A 19,787-nucleotide genomic window follows, 5' to 3' on the forward strand; every position below is an offset into this window, starting at 1 on the left:
TTTCCTGATATGTTGAATATAATTTACTCTACCCAACCGCCACCAAGCGCGGTAAACAGATTAATCTCGTTAACCTGTCGGGAATAGGTAAGGTCGAGAATGGCTTGCTGCGTAGTGAACAGCGAGCGTTCTGCATCCAGCACTTCTATGTAACTGACAGCACCACTTGCATACAATCCTCTGGCACGCTGTAGAGTTATCTGAAGTGAGTCAAGATAACGCTGCTGTGACTCAAGTTGCTGGCTAAGGCTGTCGCGCAGCGCAAGCGTGTCGGAAACATCCTTAAAGGCTGACTGAATTTTTTGTTCGTAATTAACCACCGACTGTTGCTGGCGAATTTCAGCCAGCTTCAGATTGGCTTTGTTCCTGCCAGCATTAAAAATAGGAATTTCAATTTTAGGAATAAAATTCCACATTCCACTTCCTGACGTAAAGAGGCTGGACAGCTCCGTACTGCTTGAGGAGAGACCACTGGTCAGGGTAATGGACGGGAAAAAAGCCGCTCGCGCTGCGCCAATATTGGCATCAGCCGCTTTCAACTGGTATTCCGCTTCCATAATATCCGGACGCTGCAGCAATATTTGTGACGACAGATTTGGTGGCAATTTTACTGGTGCGATCTCCCCACCTTTCATCCCTTTTTCTGACGGAACTGCGCGGTACGTTCCAAGCACCAGTTGCAGGGCATTGTTTGCCTGAGCCAGATCGCCTTCTCGTTTGGCTATTTCGGCGCGGGTACTTTCGATTTGCCCCCTGGCTTGTTCAAGCGCCAGAACGTTCGTACTCCCGGTCACCAGTTGTTGCTCAACGAATGCATAAGACTGTTCATAATTTTTCAGCGTTTCCCGCGCAATACGGAGTTGTTCGTACGCCAGTTGCTGGCTGAAATAGCTCTGTGAAACGTTGGAGACCAGCAGGATGTGTACGGCACGACGGGCTTCTTCGCTGGCAAAGTAGTTCTGGCGATCAGCCTCACTCATGTTCTTAAGTTTGCCAAAAAAATCGAGCTCATAGCTGAGTTCCAGACCCGCGTCGTACTCCTGCGTGGTCGGCTTGTCACCTTTCAGACTACCGCTGTATGTGATCCCGGATGAGGCATTCAGTTGGGGATAACGATCTGCATCCGTGACGTTGAACTGGGCCCGGGCCTCTTCAACCTTCAGGGCAGCCATTCTCAAATCACGGTTATTATTCAGGGCTTCACCGATCAGCCTGCTGACCTGGGGATCGACAAAAAAGTTTCGCCAGCCCGTATCCTGATAGCTGTTTACCGCAGGCGTCAGACTGTTTTTAGACAATGAAAACTGCTGGGGAACCGGAGCTGGCGGACGCTGATATTCAGGTGCCAGAGAAACACAACCTGCCAGGATGAATATGGTGCTGATGCTAAGTAATTTTAATTTGAACATAACGCTTCTCGTACAGGCAGACCTGGTAAATGGTTCAAACGAAGTCCAGAGTATTGATAGGGATACTTTACCGAACGCTCTCTGTTTGCCGGGTGACAGGATAATGACAATGTTGTCATTTTTGCTGTAATCCGTTGATAACGATCGTGGACGCAATAGAATGACATTAGCAGCCAGCCGGGGAGCAAGATGAAAATATTGATCGTCGAAGACGAAATTAAAACAGGTGAATATCTCAGCAAAGGGCTTACAGAAGCAGGGTTCGTAGTGGATCACGCTGATAATGGTCTTACCGGATATCATCTCGCCATGACCGCCGAGTATGATTTAGTCATTCTGGATATCATGCTACCTGATGTGAACGGCTGGGATATCATCCGTATGCTGCGCACTGCCGGAAAGGGTATGCCGGTCTTACTGCTGACGGCCCTGGGCACGATCGAACACAGGGTCAAAGGACTGGAGCTGGGTGCGGACGATTATCTGGTTAAACCCTTTGCGTTTGCCGAACTGCTCGCCCGGGTGAGAACTCTTCTGAGGCGGGGAAACACGATGATCACGGAAAGCCAGTTTAAGGTGGCTGACCTCTCTATTGATCTCGTATCCAGAAAAGTCAGCCGCGCCGGGAACCGCATTGTGCTCACCAGTAAAGAGTTCAGCCTGCTGGAATTCTTCATTCGCCATCAGGGAGAAGTTCTTCCCCGCTCCCTGATTGCCTCTCAGGTCTGGGACATGAATTTTGACAGCGACACTAACGCGATTGATGTCGCAGTAAAGCGACTCCGCGCTAAAATAGACAACGATTACGAGACAAAACTGATCCAGACAGTGCGGGGCGTGGGCTACATGCTGGAGATCCCGGATGCATAGCAAACCGTCCAGACGACCTTTCTCACTCGCTCTGCGGCTGACCTTTTTTATCAGCCTGTCCACAATACTGGCGTTTATCGCCTTCACCTGGTTTATGCTGCATTCTGTTGATAAGCATTTTGCCGAGCAGGATGTCAGCGATCTGCACCAAATCAGCACCACACTAAACCGTATCCTGCAGTCTCCGGTTGATCCGGATGAAAAGAAAATAAGCAAAATAAAGGAATCGATCGCCAGCTACCGTAACGTTGCTCTTTTGCTACTTAATCCCCGGGGAGAGGTGCTGTACAGCTCTGTGCAGGGGGCTGCTTTACGCTCTGCTGTGAGTTCAGCCGATTTTAGCGAGCATAGCCGTGCACGTGATGTCTTTCTCTGGACGGTGGAGGATCCTGCGAGACCGATGGATACCGGGTCCGGAATGAAGATGGAAACATACAGAATTATTGCCTCCTCTGGTCAGGCGATATTTCAGGGCAAACAGCAGAACTATGTCATGCTGACTGGCCTCTCCATTAATTTCCATCTCCATTACCTCGATGCGCTGAAAAAAAATCTGATTGCGATCGCTGTCGTGATAAGTCTGCTAATTGTTCTGATCATTCGCATTGCTGTCCGTCAGGGGCACCTGCCACTTCGTAATGTCAGCAATGCCATTAAAAACATCACCTCCGAGAATCTTGATGCGCGGCTGGAACCGACACGCGTTCCCATTGAGCTGGAGCAGCTGGTTATCTCGTTCAATCATATGATTGGAAAGATTGAGGATGTTTTTACCCGCCAGGCCAATTTCTCTGCCGATATCGCGCACGAGATCAGAACACCCATCACCAATCTGGTGACGCAGACTGAAATCGCTCTGAGTCAGGATCGAACCCAGAAGGAACTTGAGGATGTCCTCTATTCCAGCCTTGAAGAGTATAACCGGATGACAAAAATGGTCAGCGACATGCTGTTCCTGGCGCAGGCGGACAATAATCAGCTGATACCTGACAGGGTTCGGTTTGACCTCAGAGCAGAAGTCATGAAAGTCTTCGAGTTTTTCGAAGCCTGGGCCGAAGAACGAAATATCACGCTCAAATTTAACGGGATGCCCTGCCTGGTTGAGGGAGAGCCACAAATGTTCAGAAGAGCGATCAATAATCTGTTATCCAATGCCCTGCGTTATACCCCAGAGGGACAGGCAATCACCGTCTCAATAAGAGAGCAGGAGAGCTTTTTTGACCTTGTGATTGAAAATCCTGGGGAACCAATCCCTGAAGAGCATTTATCAAGGCTGTTTGACCGTTTTTATCGGGTGGATCCGTCCAGACAACGAAAAGGAGAAGGCAGCGGCATCGGCCTTGCGATTGTGAAGTCCATCGTGGAAGCACATCACGGAAGAGTGCAGGTGGAATCGGACGTACGCTCAACTCGTTTTATCTTATCCGTGCCCAGACTTGAGAAAATGCTTCCGGAAACCCAATACTTAGAATAAAGATTTAAATGACAAAGATGTCATTAGCCTGTCATGCAGCAAACAGAAGCCATTCGATATAATTAGTGCAACTTATCAGGAAGGCTGGATTGCTTCATCAATACCCGTCGTCAGAGTACGCCAGGAAATGAATATCCAGTCCTCTCCCGGAGAAATAAACACTGCCGAACCTGTTTCAGTTATGGAACTGAAAACACCGGTTGTACTCCCCCGGACATCACTAATTAAGAAATGGAGAGTTATCATGAAAAATATCGTATTAGCATCCTTGCTGGGCTTTAGTTTAATTTCTTCGGCCTGGGCCACTGAAACCGTGAATATCCATGAGCGCGTCAATAATGCGCAGGCGCCAGCTCACCAGATGCAGTCTGCTGCGGCTCCTGCCGTGATCCAGGGGACGGCTCCTCGTATGACCGGTATGGACCAGCATGAACAGGCCATTATTGCCCATGAAACCATGACGAACGAGTCGGCGGATGCGCACCAGAAAATGGTGGAAAGTCATCAGAGGATGATGGGAAGTCAGACCGTTTCCCCTACCGGGCCGTCAAAGTCATTCGCGGCAATGAATGAGCATGAAAGAGCTGCAGTTGCCCATGAATTTATGAATAACGGTCAGTCCGGCCCACATCAGGCCATGGCCGAAGCGCATCGTCGTATGCTCAATGCAGGCTGACGGCGATGGTAGTATCTTTGCAGTCCTGATTTCCTTGATAGATTTTTCCGTAACCGGATATATTGCAACATCTTTGCCCCCTACAGGGGGCATTTTTATCAGATTCTGCTACAGTTAACGGGTATCAACGCTAAAAGGATATTTTTTATGAAAGCCAGAAACACTTTATTTGCAGTATTAATGTTATCCCTGCCAGCGATTTCAGCAGAACATTCAGAAATGAAAATGACTGATATGTCTACCTCAGCTTCGTCACAGGAATATATGGCTGGCATGAAAGACATGCATGACAAAATGATGACTGCTGTAAATGAATCCGATCCCGACAAGGCTTTTGCGAAAGGCATGGTAGCACACCATGAAGGGGCAATAGCAATGGCTGAGACTGAGCTAAAATACGGAAAAGATCCCGAAATGAGAAAGCTCGCGCAGGACATCATTAAAGCTCAAAAAGGTGAAATTGAGCAGATGAATAAATGGCTTGATACTCAAAAGTAAAATTTGCAGAAATGTCACGATAAGCGTGATTTTACATCATTCCTGGACACAGGAGTCTGTTAATCGTTAAATAATTCAAACCCGATTAATTTCGGGTTTTGTATTTTTACGCGCCAAATCGGTAACTGCCAGGAAATAATGACATTCTCTGTAAGTAAGGTAAAAGCATTACTATTGAATAACATTCACCTGTTCTGTCCTTTATAATAGCGAATCAAATCCTCCAGAGATATATCGATAGCTACCTGTTTTAACAACTCCTTTCTCTCATTATATATTTTCTCAAGCATTTCTTCATATCCCTGTCCGAGGTGAATTTGCTTATGGCAATTGCAACACAGCGATATTATATTTTCTTCGACGTCAAGCGAAGTGTTAAAGTCATCCTGCCTGGACATAGGTACAATGTGATGAGGTTCAGTATAATTCAGGGGAGAGTTACGCCTTCTGAAGGTTGGGTGTTCGCCATCGACTTCACATCTGTAACCTGCTTTGTTCAGTGCATTTTTTGAAACCCCTTTACTTCTTGGGTACGAGACGCCATTTTTTACTTCTGTTGCATGTTTCTTTGGTTTAGCTTCCCCTGTATATTCAAATGTCTGCGCGACATCAAATGTATTATTCGCCTCCATGGCGTTGATCAACTCATCGTCTGAGTAATACTCATTGGTGGTTATTTCTTCCGACCCAAAAAAATCCAGTTCTTTAATTGCCTGAACAAGTTCATCACGAATAGTCCATAAGTATCTTTTTGGTTTTTCACCGGTTTCTTTACTCTTCATGACTGTAATGAATTTTGTGCCGGGTGCTATATTGCCGATCCCTTTAACTTCAAATCTGCCAAGCTCTTTTTGAACTCTACCACCGAGCCCGTTAATAACGCCATTAGCACTCATACTGTGCTGTTCGTACTTTTTGCCTATATCGAAACATGTGCAGGAATGATTTGGTTCAATATACCATTTTTTTAACGCCTCAATACTTTTAGAGTCAAAAACCTTTTCATTCATTAACAGAGCTTTCCATTCTTCCACACTGATATCAATGTCGCAGACGTACTCCCCGTCAATTACCTGGCAAATCTTATTGATCACGATCATCCCCCTGTAATAAAAAATCATCACAATACACAGTTCGTTACCCGGTATGAGTGCGGCCGGGTAACATCTGCAGTATGCCATATTCACAGCTCAGGTAAATCAGAAAAACTATTTTTATAGTACCACAAATGAAATTGTTTCATAAATGACAGAATCTCAGCATCCATAACCAACCATTCCATGTTTTCAGCCTGCCCCAGATATAGTGGACAGATAATTCTGCTCATTATCCGCGACGATGAAACAGTCTCCGGTCAACAAAACCGTACAATACTTTCAATGATCTGCACTTTTAACTGCACAAGCGACATACCATTCAGAACTTAAAAAGTTAACAATGTTTTCATACTGGCGTGTATGCCACATTATTAGCATTTTGCGAATAAAAATAACTGGCATAATTGTATTTAATGATAATGTTACATATTGTTAGCCAGGTTCCGGAAAGCGAGAACCGGAACCGCACCTGTCCAGCCGGTATTCCCGTCGATGACCCTCGCTTTTTACTGATTTGTGCCCGACTGAGAAGTCGGTAACTCAGTTTCGGAATCGGCGCAGATGAGTTTCGGGAACAAAATAAATGTTGCCGCGTGCCCGTGAGCATGCCACGTACAGCCTGTTACGGGACGACGGTGGAAGGGTTGCCAGTTCCTGACGGGTCAGAAGCTTCCAGTGGGAGGATCCCATCACAATGCAGACATCCTGAAAGTGATCGAGCCCTTTACTGGCGCCCCAGTTCATGGAATAGCAGCCGTAACGGTGATGTTCACGATAGAAGAGCTTAATCACCGTATTATCGGCGTGCAGGGTGGCTGAGCGCTCTGTATCTGCGATCGTTTCAATCAGGGAGGCATGTATCCCATGGGCAGCGATACGGATGTTCAGTTGCCCGGTGATAAACTCGCACACTGAAGCTGAGCAACGCCATGTCCGGTTGAGCGTGTCCCGGTCAACCGCGAAACCTGCTGCGTCGAAGCGGGCCTCATATCGCGTGATGTCGTCGTGCAGCGTTGAATTAACGTTGCCGTCATGGCTTGTATCAAAGGTATGCTGATAAAAATCGCCGCAACAGAGCACAGTGATTTCCGCGCGGCAGAGCTCCAGCAGAAAATTAAAGTCATGTCCGGCAAAGTCCTGGACTTCATCGACAAGCAGTTCATCATAGTAACGGGCAAGCCGGATACGGATATCCGGCAGCAACCCCCGGGCTGTCAGTAAATGTGCGAGCCTCCGGTGATACAGCCGTCCGGCGGGATCCTGATAATGCCGGGCATTCGTGCGCGGTATTCTGGGTGGGGGCTGGTCGAAGCTCAGGCCACGCGATGCCAGCTGCTCCTGCAGGAAAGGCCGGAAGCAAAAACCGTGCAGAAACTCAAACCAGGTCATCACCCTGATCCCTTCCGGGATAAAGCCAAAACGTCTGATAATCTGTGCCCGCAGATGCGCTTCATTATTCACGGTGAAGGTCAGGAGCAGCGTCCTCCTGTCCTCACTCAACCGTCGTATCAGCAGCGTGGTCTTGCCCGAGCCGGCAACCGCAAATATCACTCTCTTATCCATGCCAGTGCCTCCTGAATATAATCAGGTACGGTCAGCTCTCCGGCGTGCAGCTGTAACAGCCGGAATGCTGCTTCTGCCTTATTGGCCAGCATGTATTCCTGCACCGTGAGTGTCCGGCGGGGTCCGCGGAAAAGCGTATCACACAGATCAGCGTTATCCTGATACAGGCTGATTTCAAATGTGGATCGGGTGTTATCGCGATCAGCAAATACCCGGGAGCGGGAACAAATCACGTCAGCATAGCGTTCATCGCAGTTTTGCTGATAGTTGCCGTCATTATCACGAAGGGCCGCGACGCGATTTTCCAGAAGACGGGCCAGTTCAAGATAACGACGGAAACTCGTTCCGCCGATAGCGATGATGTGAACTCCGTCTTCCTCCGGTGCCCTGCCATACAGGCGGCGATAAAAGGCCTCGATCAGAATAAACTCAGCATCCCCCTCCACGAGCAGCACACGTCTGGCCAGCGCAAATTCCAGTACGTTATTATCCGGTGCTTTCATGAAGAAGGCGGCAGTCTCAGCGGAAAGTTCATTCATCAGTACCGGCCGGGCAGACCCGAGGAGGATTGCCTTACGCAGATCGAGGCGGGAGGAGATATGGCTGCTGTGTGTGGCAATAAACACCTGCGTCTGCCGTTCAGTGGCAAGCTGATTAACCAGCCTCTTCATACTGACATGGCTGAGATGATTTTCCGGCTCCTCAAGCAACAGTACGTGGAGCTCTCCCTGCTGCTGATGCCGCTGCAGCGCAAACTCCGTTTTGATGAAGCACTGCCTTCCTTTTCCACGGTGACGAATGGAAATACCGTCCTCGGTAATGTCCAGATTCGCCTCAAGCCCTGATTTAGCACCGGAACGCACGCCAAACTGATACGTTTCCAGCGTGTCGTTTATGGCTGACAGATGCCGGGTGCAGAAGTGCATTTTCTGTTGCCGGTAACTGTTTTCAAGCCGGTACCGATCGGCCACCGGCACATTGACGCTGTAAACTGTGCGCGTATATTCCTGTGCGGCGTGCTCGTTATCGATGCGTGCACTGTCTAAGAGCAGATGGCGCAGATAGCGTCTGAAGCTGGCGAAATGACCACCGGAGAAGGTGCTGAACCGCACGGAATAGTATTCATAGGGAAAATTATCGGGATCCTGCTGTAGTACATTGTGAATATCCTGGCCGTATTCCTCCGTCATTGGTGCAATACGCATTCTGAGACCATCCGCATTGATACCCGCCAGATTTTGCCTGCCGTTCAGGTCAGGATCTCCCCCATTACTCAGGAAAACGTCAGCTGTCAGCACGGGTAACTGATCGGCGCGGCGCTCACCTTCCTGAAACTGCCTTACTGCTGACTGGGACAGGAGCGATTCCACACCCAATGCCTCGACCCGGTGCCGGCTGTCACTCAGCACAAGGTCAAGGGCCAGCAGAATCGTGCTTTTCCCGGACTCATTGTCCCCGACCAGAATGTTACGGTCATGAGTGAAGCGCTGGTCCAGTTCCGGAAACTTTTTAAAGTTTTACAGCATAAGCCGCGTGATCAGAGGCATCTTTTATTCCTTTATATACCGCTGACTGAAAGAGTGTCCGGCTGCGCCAGACCGCCTGTTTTGTTTTACAGCGTTATCTTACCCAGTCTTCCAGCACAAGACCCGGTACCCGCTCAAATTCCCGCGTATTATTCGTCACCAGCACGGCACCGGCGGCGATGGCGTGCCCGGCAATGGCCGTGTCGTTCGGGCCGATCGGCGTCCCGGCCATTCGCAGCGCCACCTTAATCTCCGTGGTGGCGTCCACCGCAGCGCGATCCCAGGGCAGGATGGCATCGAGGCGGGCGCAGAACGCGTCGACCAGCTCGACGTGGCGCGGGGAGGCCTTCGGGCCGGTGGCCCCGAAGCGCATTTCAGAATAAGTGATGGCCGAGACAACGATGCGCTGGCCGCGCAGCACCGCCTGCTCCAGGCGCTTCAGGACGGCTTCCGGCTGCTCGCGCATGATGAACGAGCAGATACAGGTGTCGAGCATATAGGTCTTGTTCACAGGTTAAATCGTCCTTCGTCGCTGACAACGTCCTCGCGCTCCGCCATAAAGTCCGGGTCTGCCTTCTCGAACTGCGCGAACGAGCCCCAGGTCGGCCGGACGGGACGCAAAATAATGCTGTCCCCTTCCCGGACGATCTCCAGCTCGCTCACTCCCTCAAAATCCAGATCGCGGGGCAGACGAATGGCGCGGTTATTGCCGTTTTTAAAAATGGATACAGTTCTCATCATTTCCTCCTGGCCGACCGGCCTGTATGACTATGTTCAGTATATGCAGATGCAAAGCATATGTATAGTCATAGCATATGCAGATGGTAAGTATATGCGTATGCCACACCTATGCAGATGCCCGGCATATGGATATGTTGAACCTATGTTGTATTCTCTCTTTTCCCGGTCAGATCCGAAAAAAGCTAAAGCCGGATCTTAACTGGCTAATTAGGTAACGAATTTACCGACTGCCATGACTCTGGTTGTGTTGATAGAGGAGACTTCAGCTTCTAACTCTGCTGATGAAGCCCAGGAGCGACACCTCGCTCTGAGCAAGTAAGACAACGGAAGGGTCTGAAGTATGAATTGACCTGCAGAATAGCAGGTCAATTTTATTGAACGTAAATTAGATGGTGATACCGGCTATACATATACATCGCATATTTGCCAGTCAGCTTACTGAACTTTTCATCGACAGCAACATCAGGACGTTTTCCAGATGACAGCTATAGTGAAAATGATCACCAGACCGGCGAGAAAGCAGAGCGAAAGCGGAATTTTATCCTTCAGTGTCAGGTTCAGTTCTTCTTCAACCCATGCTTTCTCAAATTCACAGTAAAATTTATAATGTGCGTACCAGTTACTTCCGAAGATCTGTTTGCTAATGACTGTACCGTAAAACCGGGACATGATAGCGTCGATGGATTGCTGTGTATGCTGATAGTCAAAGTTTGCATCGCTTTTCACGTTGCGGTATATGACTTCAAGTTCATTAAAAATTTTGGTCTGCTCAATCCCCGCGCTTCGGCGACAGGTTGCCCGACACAGCGGTGCAGTGGCTGACGGATAACGGTTCAGCGTATACCGCGTATGAAACGCGGAGGTTCGCGAGAGAGCTGAATCTGGAGCCCTGCACAACAGCGGTGAGCAGCCCGCAGAGTAATGGCATGGCCGAACGGTTCGTGAAAACGATGAAAGAAGACTATATCGCGTTCATGCCAAAACCGGATGTGAGAACAGCACTGCGAAACCTTGCAGCAGCGTTCACGCATTACAACGAATGGCATCCGCACAGCGCGCTGGGATATCACTCCCCGAGGGAATACCGGCGGCAGCGGACATCGTTAACTTAAGATACAAAAGCTGTTCGGAGATGGAGGGTCAAGATCACAGATTTATTGCGCAACTTTTAAGCAATGCATGTAATGCGGTTTTTTACTCGCTATTATAGAACGAATATTGATTTTTTGCTGGGCGATCGCCCCCTAAGGTGTGCACCAAAACAAAGGCACTCTTTTTTTTAAAAAAAACAGAGTAAAATGTTGCGTGGTGCCGACATTACAAAACGAAAGATTATGTTATAATCGGGTTATTATTGATAATGTTTCGCATTACAATGTGTAACCAGATATCTGCATTTGGGTGGAGATAGCTTAAGATGGATAAAAAATATGATTTTTCGCTCAGCTATGAAGCCTTGACACGAGTATGTGAAAATGCAATATGTGAACATATTCGCAGAGCAGGTTCTCTGGAAGGGTTAGGTTTCGCACTTGAATATACCAAGGCCTATGCCATCCTGGAAGTATGGTCTCTGCTGGCAGCTACTGGCGATACATTTCCAGCTCTCATTGAGAAAGACAGAATATATCTGTTGCAGCTAATTTCCGGGAAAAATAATATAGAGCTACATTAGATCATATATTATTTGGCAGATCTTCTCAGTTTTTACTTAACGCACGGCAGAATCAGTGAAGTGAGGAAAAGAAAATTTGTTGTGCAATAATAATTCTGATTATTCTGGTCAGTCGGATTGGCCGTAGATTTTCAGTATTCTTGTGCAATGACAAGACGGGATAACTACCGTCATCGCGCCCTGTCTGGAATCAATGACTTCAGTTTTAGATATAAAGACACATTAGATAAAAGTGAGAACAACTCGTCCTGTATAACATGAGGTAAAGTATTTATCATTAACTTACTGTAACTACATTTATACCCGAAAGCTATTCTCTTTGAATCTACTTTAGATTTCTATTATTCCTGATTGCCATAGGCTTTTTTACAGTGCCCTGTGATTTCCTTGATTTCACTTTATATTTTATTATCATCCCATATAATAAAACCAGCGAAATAGATAAAACAACATAGAATAACATAAAAATACCTGTGTTAACAATTAAAAAGGGATATTAGGTCGAGTCCGTGAGGGATTTTAACATATGTGCGAATTGATACAACTCATATGTGCTAGCAAGTTTCATCTTTTTCTTTATTTCTTTTATATGATATTTTATAGTATTGACAGTAACTTTGTTTAGTGAAGATATTGTCTTAAGATCTAGTCCATTCGCCAGTTGAATAGTAATTTTGACTGTTTTTTAGATAAATTAATGCGTACACGTTTTTCAATCTTTTCTTCCTGAATTGAACAAGATTGCGAATGTGTGTAATTTACCAAACCATGTTTGATAGTAATCATTAGTTGCTCAAGAGTATTATTTTTCATTGAGAAAGTAAAAGTGTTATTCTCAAATCGTTTTACATCATCAAAACAAAAGCCATCAGTATAATCATGCAATATAAACAAAATCCTGGCTGGTTTACATTTCATAAATTTGGCATTAGGTAAGAATAATTCACCCGACAGGGTCTCATAAAACACAACATCTTTACCGAGCAGGTAGTCATCATTTTTCTTAATTATGAATTGAATGTGCGGGATTGCTATTTTTTTAAAAATGTTAATTATTGCTTCATAAGTGAAAGCATTCTTAGTAATGACTGATACTTTTACTTCAAACATCTTTCGAAATGATTCGTTGCCAACGTTATTGGATTTTACTATTTACAGCCAGATAATCCCTTTGATGAATTATCACTGATTCCAGAAGGTCGTCGTTGAATGAAACATCCATGTAATCCAAATAATGTTCTCATCAATACGTAATCGATTACATGACCTATTTAGTGAATAAACCATGTTTGAAATTGAGATACTCCACACTCCTCTTGCTCAAGCATTCGCCTTCATTAATTTGAATGTGACAATGTATCCCTGCATCGTAACATTTCTGATACCATTCGCCGATTTGTAATGCGTCTCCTTCAAGTTTCACTATTTTCCTTGTGTTTGTCCATAACTGTAGACAGTTTGTTTTATTCAAACGAATTACGTATGCACAGCGGAATACAGAATATGTTTTACCATCTATCTCGATACTATGCGCAACTTCCCTCCATGAAGCCATGGTGTGGGGTAATACATGACACTCTCTAATCCTTTTTTTATCCAGTTCATCATTCTTCTCCTTCTCAAGTAAAGGCTGTGCTATAAGTTTACCCGTTTCAGTTAGTTCGACAGCAAGTTGCAAATTCCGTGCTCTCAGTGTATTGAGAAATCCTGCTTCTTCGAGCTTTCTGCATGCAGCTCTTAAGTTTGAACCATATACCGGTTTTTCCCCTCCTTGTGCTAGCACTCGTTCAATATCCTTAGTGGCTACTGGCATATGCTTACGCTCATCCAAAGCGGCAAGTACAATGAGTATTCTTTTCTGTAACGTAGACATTCTACGTCCAGATTTACCGATATCTGGCATACTATGTAATATCCTTCTCCAGCGTAACTATAGGCTAATGTTACCTATTAAAAACACAATCAATAGAACCCTAATTGTTATAAAAAGAATGTTAAGATTGCAAATTATTTATTTTAAATTTACTGCAACAGATGTCATCGATATAATAATTTATAGTGATCGTTATAAACCTGCAGTGATTGATTAGAGTCTTGGTTTTTTAATTCACTCCCTGTTTTTATTGGTTTTTGTTATCATTAAAGATGCAGTGATTGAATTAACCATCACCACCTTATTCATGTCTTATGGGTTATCTCCTTTTACTAATGAATGTCCTTCTGATTCTCCTTCTGTCTCTTATGTATGAAAGCAGGGATACAATTGAAATAACGAAAAGAACGATAGCTATCCCTAGGAAAAACAGAGTTTCCATTTTATCCTCACATGATGATGTTGTAGATGTTGTTGTTTTCCAAAATTCACAGCGGGAGTAATATACAACAGGAGTAAGAAAAATCCTATTGCCTGTGGAATGAAATGTGACAATTATTTCACTATCCAAAATCATTTAGCTAAAAAACAACCAGCCAGTCTAAGTTTCTCTCACATGGGGTAAACATGCCCCGTACAAGCCATACTTATCATTTTTTTTCAAAATCGTTGCTGTAATAGTTACTGTTCTGCTATAAAAACATAATACTTTTTACTATCTGGTAATACTTTCTGGCTAATTCAGGGTATGAATAGCTAATTTTATTCTAATCCATTCAGTGTCATGGAGCATGAATAATAAACAAAAAACCTTTTTCATTCATCGTATGTTATCACCTTGCTGATGTAGATTTGTAACCATTATAAATGGTAATAAAATGAATAGGTTACACATGGAATATTACCCTAATGAATTTATTCTTGCATTGTTAGCTTTACTATAAGGTTTGGTTATGGATCCTCTATCGATTATTCATAAAACTAATGAAGAAAAAAATGACTGCATTGTTTGTTTTTTGATTGTATCATTATCATCAATATTACTTTTATTGTGCTTTTTTTCTGAAGGTTTAAGTCGGGCAACACAATCATCTTTGTTACTAACACAGATTCTGGTTAATTTTTTAGGTTGCTACTGCTTAGCAAAACGTCGAATAAAAAAAGGGTTAATTGATAGTTCATATAAAAATTTACTTTCCTTCAAAGAACATAACTACAATAATTCAACATCAAAAGGTATCATATATATTAAGTTAAATGACAGATTTTTTATAAATTCATTTCATAGTGATTCGAATATATTTTTAAGTGCTAACCTGGTTGAAGGAAAAAAGATAACGGATATATTATACAGCCCAGTTATCAGTATAGATAATTGGCTTTCAGAACTGAAATATGGTTTAATAAGAAACAGCAGTGATTGTTTTTTCTCACTCGATAAATCTATTAATTTTAAAGTTGAGATGATAGCGTGTAAAACGTACGTTCGACGAAATGATTTTATTTGTTTATTATTAATCGTTACAGACGATCATATTAAAAATAAATCTGTCATCATTTCTAGTGAAGATAATGAAGTAAGATATAAAGAAAATATTTGCAAAAATATTGAGCAGTCTTTATCAAAAGTAAACTTTAGAGATACTGTACTAATTATATCACAGATTTCTGTACGAAACATCTCACTGATCAGTGAGGTTTACGGAAGGGATGTCATTACTTCAATTATTGAAAACCTCTGTAAGGAATTGTCTGCAGAATGCTCAGAAAATGATTTTGTTATTAAAAAAGACAACGATACTATAATTTTCTCGTTGCAATTGAAGCGTGTTGAATATCACACAAAAGATATTATTCAAAACAGAATTGGATTTTTTTTCCAGGAATTACAAAAATCCATCACAGGTAATGATTCATTAGTTAAACCGATCATATGCGCAGGTTGCCTCATAGTTAACAACTGTAATATCTCAGGATCAAATATAATAAGTCATGTTCAAATTGCCTTCTCTCAAACTTACAGAATAGATAAAGAAAATGTAATATTTGGTAGCGAAAGCTTATATAAAGAACACGAAGAGAGAATTATTATGCTTGGTCTGCTAACTGAAGCAATTCGCGAAAACCAATTTGTTGTTTATTATCAACCTAAATATAGTTTTATTAATTCTGATGTATCCGGCGCAGAAGCATTAATACGATGGTATCATCCAAATTATGGTTTCATACCACCAGACAATTTTATTCCTTTTGCTGAGAAAGTAGATTTAATACATTCTATAACTGCAATGGTTATCACAACGGTCTTCAGTTTCTCACAACAGGTGAATAGCATTTCTTTCTCGATTAATTTATCTGGTAAGGATTTTGAAAATAGTACCCTTCTTAATCATATAGACAAAATGGCTGAACTATATGAAGTCAATCCTTGCAGAATAATTTTTGAAATTACTGAGAGCGTAATGATAACTAATCCAACTTTAGCTTTAAACAACCTGACTAAACTTAAAGAAAAAGGATATAAAATTCACATTGATGATTTTGGGACTGGATATTCCTCTCTCAACTATCTTAGAGAATTTCCATTTGATGCGATTAAGTTAGACAGAACTTTCATTAGTGGTATTGCTTACGATGCACGGGACTTATCTATTGTAAGAAGCATAGTGTCTCTTGGAAAAGCTTTCAGTTTAGGTATAGTAGCAGAAGGTGTGGAAAATAATGAACAGTTTGAATTGCTTAAAAATATGAATTGCGATGAATTTCAAGGTTATTATTATTCGGAGCCTTTGTCAGGTGATCAACTGATTGATTTTTTGAGGGGCCAAAAAAAATAGGGCTGTATGCCCTATTTTTTCATATACTATCGTTTTCCCTTTTTAATTTCATACATTCTTTCGTCTGCATCCTGCATGATAGCAGAGCGTTCAGTATGAATTTTCTCATCATATTCAATAATCCCTGCAGAAAAATCTATGTTGTATTTTTTTTGAGAATTAAGATTGTAGCTGGTAATCCCGGCCCTCAATTTATGAAGGAATTCTTCTGCTTCTTTATAGGTTGACTCGGGTAATAGAACACCAAATTCATCACCTCCTAATCTTGCAACAACGCTTTTTGAACTACTAAGATCTTCCAGCATATCTGCAAAATTGCAAAGTACTTCATTACCTTCTGAATGACCGAAGTTATCATTGATTGGTTTAAAATTATCGAGATCTATGATCAGAACACAGAATGTTTTTTTCTTTTTTTTGGCTTTTCTTAACGATTCATCCGTCATTAGGGCGAAAGAACGCCGGTTACATATACCTGTCAAAGGATCAGTAGTTGCTTCGTTTATTATTCTAAACTCATCCTCTACGATTTCTGCTAAATCTTTAAGCAATAAGAAGTCATCTCTGGTTAATACTCTTGGTTCTGTATCAATAATACATATTGTTCCAGCTATCTCACCATCTGGCAGTCTTACGGGATGCCCTGCATAAAACCGGATATAAGGATCATTTTTAACTAATTTATTTTCTTTGAATCTTGGATCAAGGATTGCATCGGGCACTATTAATGGTTCACTAAGATCTACTGCTATTGTACAAAATGAATCACTTCTATCTGTCTCTTTTATCTTCAGCCCATAACATGACTTAAACCATTGCCTGTCTCTATCAATTAATGAAACAAGTGCTATTGGTACATCAAAGAGTTTGGTGGCAATCCTCGTCAATCTGTCAAATCGTTCTTCAGATTTTGTATCAAGGATCCCCATAGAATACAATGATAATAACCTGTTCTCTTCTTTATGGTTTGTCATAATTTTCATCTTGAGTGGTTATTGCAGGGTAGTGTTGGTTATCGCTATCTTATCAGAATTGTCCTGGAACTCAATAATCCCAATATCTCATAATCATATAAAACTTAACAAGTTTCCAATACATCATGATGAATAGTGAACTGTTACATCTAATCATCTGTGACCTGAAGCGCTCATTATACACTTCCATGTATTCAGAATGCATAATGATTTGTATATTAAAAATCGCCATAACTTACAATGACTTATTTTTTGTGGCACATTTAAAGCGCATCTGTTCAAATAAATGTAAAGACATTAATGCTTGATCTTCATGGTTTCTTATGAAAACCAGTGGCTGAAGAAACGTATGGCAGTTCTGAATCTGAACAAGACGAAACGGCATGAAAGGCTCAAGAAAATTGTCCAGGAAGGTGCATAGTTTCCTTATCCAATATTTTCTACTGAGGGTATATTGTATCAGCTTAAGACAGGAACTGTTGATACAGAACAGAAAAGTTCAACACAGCCTGAATCTGCGCGACGCTAAATTTTTTCCTTCTGGCGAACCAACAAACAGCCCGTTTATAGATAGATTCTGCAGACGACAAAAGGATTACCCCCTGAAATTGCACTGACTTGTCACCTGAAGATGTGCAGGACAAGCCAGATTACTCTGACAAGGGATACCATCGTAATTTAGCAAAAACACCTAAGACCTAAACGACAGCTAAGTACATAGTGCCGGACGGATCATGATTTTTTATTTAACTTACGGACTTCATTTTTCAGCAAATATCTTTTCTCTTCTGTTGTAAACTTATGAAAGCGTTACGCGAAATCCCGCAAGGTTACAGGGGTGTACCAGGCCGGAAATCGCGTAGCGCTCTCTTCTCTTCTTTTTCCTGCCTAACATGTACATCCTGGCATTACTCCAATTCTCCCAAAAACCGTAAAACAGCCCTCAGCCCGCGTCATGACTGGCTTCATGGAGGATCTGAGCAGAAAAAGGATCCTTTACGCATTTGGTTTTTCCCGCAATAATGCGGGATAAGACAACAAAAGGATCCGCGCGCTGCGATTTATTGTCATGGCAGGATCGGCCCGTCAGGTGCAAAATACCTGTATCCATAAACAGTGCGTGCGCTACGTGAAAAATAACTCATGAACAGCATCATTTCCCTGCAGAATTCACCAGAACGCGTCTCCCTGCTGCCGATCGCCCCGGGCGTTGATTTTGCGACCGCGGTGGCACTCCGGCGGATGGCCACCTCAACAGGTGCCACGCCGGCTTACCTCCTGGCGCCGGAAGTGAGCGCCCTCCTCTGGTATATGCCTGACCAGCGTCACCACATGTTGTTCGCCACCATGTGGAATACCGGGATCCGTATCGGTGAAGCCCGGACGCTCACCCCGGAATCGTTCGACCTGGATGGTCTGCGCCCGTTTGTTAGGGTGCTGTCGGAGAAAGTGCGCGCGCGGCGCGGGCGGCCACCAAAAGATGAAGTGCGACTGGTGCCGCTGACGGATGCCAGTTTTGTGCGTCAGATGGAAAGCTGGATGGTCACCACCCGCCCCCGCCGGCGTGAGCCGTTATGGCCGGTCACGGATGAGACAATGCGCAACTGGCTGAAACAGGCGGTGAAGCGGGCTGAAGCTGACGGCGTGCATTTTTCGATCCCCGTGACGCCGCATACTTTCCGTCACAGCTATATTATGCACATGCTTTATCACCGGCAGCCCAGGAAGGTCATCCAGGCACTGGCCGGGCATAAGGATCCGCGCTCGATGGAAGTCTATACCCGGGTATTTGCGCTGGACATGGCTGCCACCCTGGCCGTTCCCTTTACCGGTGATGGGCGAGATGCCGCGGAGATCCTTCGCTCCCTGCCCCCGGCCGGCTGAGATTGACGGCCCTGGCATGACGTCCTGTATTCAGCTAATACGAAATACAGGAGCAGAGCGCATTCAGTGCCCCTCCCTGCTCCAGCACACCAGGACATCATTCGGATGACTGAACAGCCGTGGTCTTGCACGGTGACCTGCAAGCCTGCAGGCATCGACATACCGCAGACAAGACAGGACACAGGCCGTACATCCCACAGTGTATTGTTTCCTGAAAGCTCAGTGAATCATCCCGTTAATTGCGAAAGTCATTCACCCCTGTGGCTCACTCCCTTCTGCCATCGGTCTCCTGTTCGCATTTAGCAGTGTGAAGCTGGCGCCGGGTTATACAGACAGCTGCAGTCTCATCCTGCCGGGCTAAACCTGCAATACACAGGGGAACGGATACCGTCAGGTAACATGACCGTCTCAGCATCCGATTGAGATTTTCGTAAGGGGTATAGAGCTTTACTGAAAAATTGACTGTGGCATGTTAACACGTGTGGAGCAGTGCACAGACCTGGGAATATCGCCGTTAAACCCGCATACCGTAGTCAATATCTGCGTATCACGGCCTGAAATCACATATGACAGTCAATATTGTTCGATCATGGCAGACATGATGGAGAACACATATTGACTGCGGTATGCGTGATGCATATCACAGTCAATGGAATGTCCTTAGCGGCATCCGGCAGTCATGTTATGCAT

The 19,787-nt window shown here is 44.2% G+C and carries 17 protein-coding genes and 3 pseudogenes; 9 read left to right on the top strand and 11 right to left on the bottom strand.

Annotated elements, in window-relative coordinates; all coding sequences use genetic code 11:
• Positions 1–23 precede the first annotated feature (23 nt).
• Positions 24–1,409: a Cu(+)/Ag(+) efflux RND transporter outer membrane channel SilC gene (gene silC, locus ABLV30_RS13280; protein ID WP_032439669.1), complete on the bottom strand. Its 1,386-nt coding sequence runs from the start codon at positions 1,407–1,409 to the stop codon at positions 24–26.
• Positions 1,410–1,598: 189 nt separating this feature from the next.
• Between silC and silR the strand changes: the two genes are divergently transcribed.
• From silR to ABLV30_RS13300, 4 genes are all read left to right on the top strand, one after another.
• Entirely contained in the window at positions 1,599–2,279 is a 681-nt protein-coding gene (gene silR / locus ABLV30_RS13285; protein WP_004118020.1) for a copper/silver response regulator transcription factor SilR, read from the top strand.
• Positions 2,272–3,753, top strand: coding sequence for a copper/silver sensor histidine kinase SilS (gene silS, locus ABLV30_RS13290; RefSeq protein WP_032439671.1), 1,482 nt, complete (start codon positions 2,272–2,274; stop codon positions 3,751–3,753). Before silR ends, silS begins: the two co-directional genes overlap by 8 nt.
• A gap of 244 nt (positions 3,754–3,997) precedes the next feature.
• A complete protein-coding gene (gene silE, locus ABLV30_RS13295) occupies positions 3,998–4,429 on the top strand; it encodes a silver-binding protein SilE (RefSeq protein ID WP_102803955.1) in 432 nt (143 codons plus the stop codon).
• A gap of 147 nt (positions 4,430–4,576) precedes the next feature.
• The gene (locus ABLV30_RS13300) at positions 4,577–4,927 is read left to right on the top strand and encodes a DUF305 domain-containing protein (protein ID WP_004187110.1); all 351 of its coding nucleotides are present in this window, start codon (positions 4,577–4,579) and stop codon (positions 4,925–4,927) included.
• 185 nt (positions 4,928–5,112) lie between these two features.
• Here ABLV30_RS13300 and ABLV30_RS13305 read toward each other — a convergent pair whose 3' ends face one another.
• The 5 genes from ABLV30_RS13305 to vapB all read right to left on the bottom strand — a co-directional run bounded on the left by ABLV30_RS13305 (position 5,113) and on the right by vapB (position 9,851).
• The gene (locus ABLV30_RS13305; protein ID WP_102803961.1) at positions 5,113–6,021 is read right to left on the bottom strand and encodes an HNH endonuclease; all 909 of its coding nucleotides are present in this window, start codon (positions 6,019–6,021) and stop codon (positions 5,113–5,115) included.
• A 543-nt stretch (positions 6,022–6,564) separates the two neighbouring features.
• Complete coding sequence (locus ABLV30_RS13310; protein WP_000361404.1) at positions 6,565–7,587, bottom strand: helicase UvrD; 1,023 nt, start codon at positions 7,585–7,587, stop codon at positions 6,565–6,567.
• Entirely contained in the window at positions 7,572–9,083 is a 1,512-nt protein-coding gene (locus ABLV30_RS13315; protein ID WP_224326243.1) for a TOPRIM nucleotidyl transferase/hydrolase domain-containing protein, read from the bottom strand. Before ABLV30_RS13315 ends, ABLV30_RS13310 begins: the two co-directional genes overlap by 16 nt.
• Before the next feature lie 124 nt (positions 9,084–9,207).
• Complete coding sequence (locus ABLV30_RS13320) at positions 9,208–9,624, bottom strand: type II toxin-antitoxin system VapC family toxin (RefSeq protein WP_001044770.1); 417 nt, start codon at positions 9,622–9,624, stop codon at positions 9,208–9,210.
• Positions 9,621–9,851, bottom strand: coding sequence for a type II toxin-antitoxin system VapB family antitoxin (gene vapB, locus ABLV30_RS13325; RefSeq protein ID WP_001261282.1), 231 nt, complete (start codon positions 9,849–9,851; stop codon positions 9,621–9,623). Before vapB ends, ABLV30_RS13320 begins: the two co-directional genes overlap by 4 nt.
• On the opposite strand from vapB, the pseudogene ABLV30_RS13330 reads away from it, so the two are divergent.
• Positions 9,808–10,050, top strand: a pseudogene (locus ABLV30_RS13330) (hypothetical protein); the annotation flags it as partial. The gene vapB and the pseudogene ABLV30_RS13330 overlap by 44 nt on opposite strands.
• 266 nt (positions 10,051–10,316) lie before the next feature.
• On the opposite strand, the pseudogene ABLV30_RS13335 reads toward ABLV30_RS13330, so the two are convergent.
• Positions 10,317–10,637: pseudogene (locus ABLV30_RS13335) on the bottom strand (hypothetical protein); the annotation flags it as partial.
• Here ABLV30_RS13335 and ABLV30_RS13340 point away from each other — a divergent pair.
• Together ABLV30_RS13340 and ABLV30_RS13345 are read left to right on the top strand one after the other, a co-directional pair.
• Positions 10,634–10,966 (top strand): annotated as a pseudogene (locus tag ABLV30_RS13340) (integrase core domain-containing protein); the annotation flags it as partial. The pseudogenes ABLV30_RS13335 and ABLV30_RS13340 overlap by 4 nt on opposite strands.
• Positions 10,967–11,271: 305 nt before the next feature.
• On the top strand, positions 11,272–11,529 hold the full coding sequence (locus ABLV30_RS13345; protein WP_023292103.1) for a hypothetical protein: 258 nt from the start codon (positions 11,272–11,274) through the stop codon (positions 11,527–11,529).
• Between the two features lie 645 nt (positions 11,530–12,174).
• Here ABLV30_RS13345 and ABLV30_RS13350 read toward each other — a convergent pair.
• The 3 genes from ABLV30_RS13350 to ABLV30_RS13360 form a co-directional block, all read right to left on the bottom strand.
• Positions 12,175–12,639: a hypothetical protein gene (locus ABLV30_RS13350; protein WP_022064513.1), complete on the bottom strand. Its 465-nt coding sequence runs from the start codon at positions 12,637–12,639 to the stop codon at positions 12,175–12,177.
• A gap of 157 nt (positions 12,640–12,796) precedes the next feature.
• Complete coding sequence (locus ABLV30_RS13355; protein ID WP_023292101.1) at positions 12,797–13,432, bottom strand: hypothetical protein; 636 nt, start codon at positions 13,430–13,432, stop codon at positions 12,797–12,799.
• 289 nt (positions 13,433–13,721) lie between these two features.
• Complete coding sequence (locus tag ABLV30_RS13360) at positions 13,722–13,979, bottom strand: small membrane protein (RefSeq protein ID WP_306075525.1); 258 nt, start codon at positions 13,977–13,979, stop codon at positions 13,722–13,724.
• Positions 13,980–14,355: 376 nt separating this feature from the next.
• Between ABLV30_RS13360 and ABLV30_RS13365 the strand changes: the two genes are divergently transcribed.
• Complete coding sequence (locus ABLV30_RS13365; protein WP_196565404.1) at positions 14,356–16,239, top strand: EAL domain-containing protein; 1,884 nt, start codon at positions 14,356–14,358, stop codon at positions 16,237–16,239.
• A gap of 26 nt (positions 16,240–16,265) precedes the next feature.
• Here the strand turns inward: ABLV30_RS13365 and ABLV30_RS13370 are convergent, their stop codons facing one another.
• Positions 16,266–17,213, bottom strand: a complete 948-nt coding sequence (locus ABLV30_RS13370; protein ID WP_196565403.1) for a sensor domain-containing diguanylate cyclase — start codon at positions 17,211–17,213, stop codon at positions 16,266–16,268.
• Positions 17,214–18,356: 1,143 nt separating this feature from the next.
• Between ABLV30_RS13370 and ABLV30_RS13375 the strand changes: the two genes are divergently transcribed.
• Positions 18,357–19,097 (top strand): tyrosine-type recombinase/integrase, encoded by a 741-nt coding sequence (locus ABLV30_RS13375; protein ID WP_022064517.1) that lies wholly within the window; start codon positions 18,357–18,359, stop codon positions 19,095–19,097.
• Positions 19,098–19,787 lie beyond the last annotated feature (690 nt).

The organism is Klebsiella sp. CN_Kp113 (assembly GCF_040064585.1).
GTDB lineage: Bacteria > Pseudomonadota > Gammaproteobacteria > Enterobacterales > Enterobacteriaceae > Klebsiella > Klebsiella michiganensis.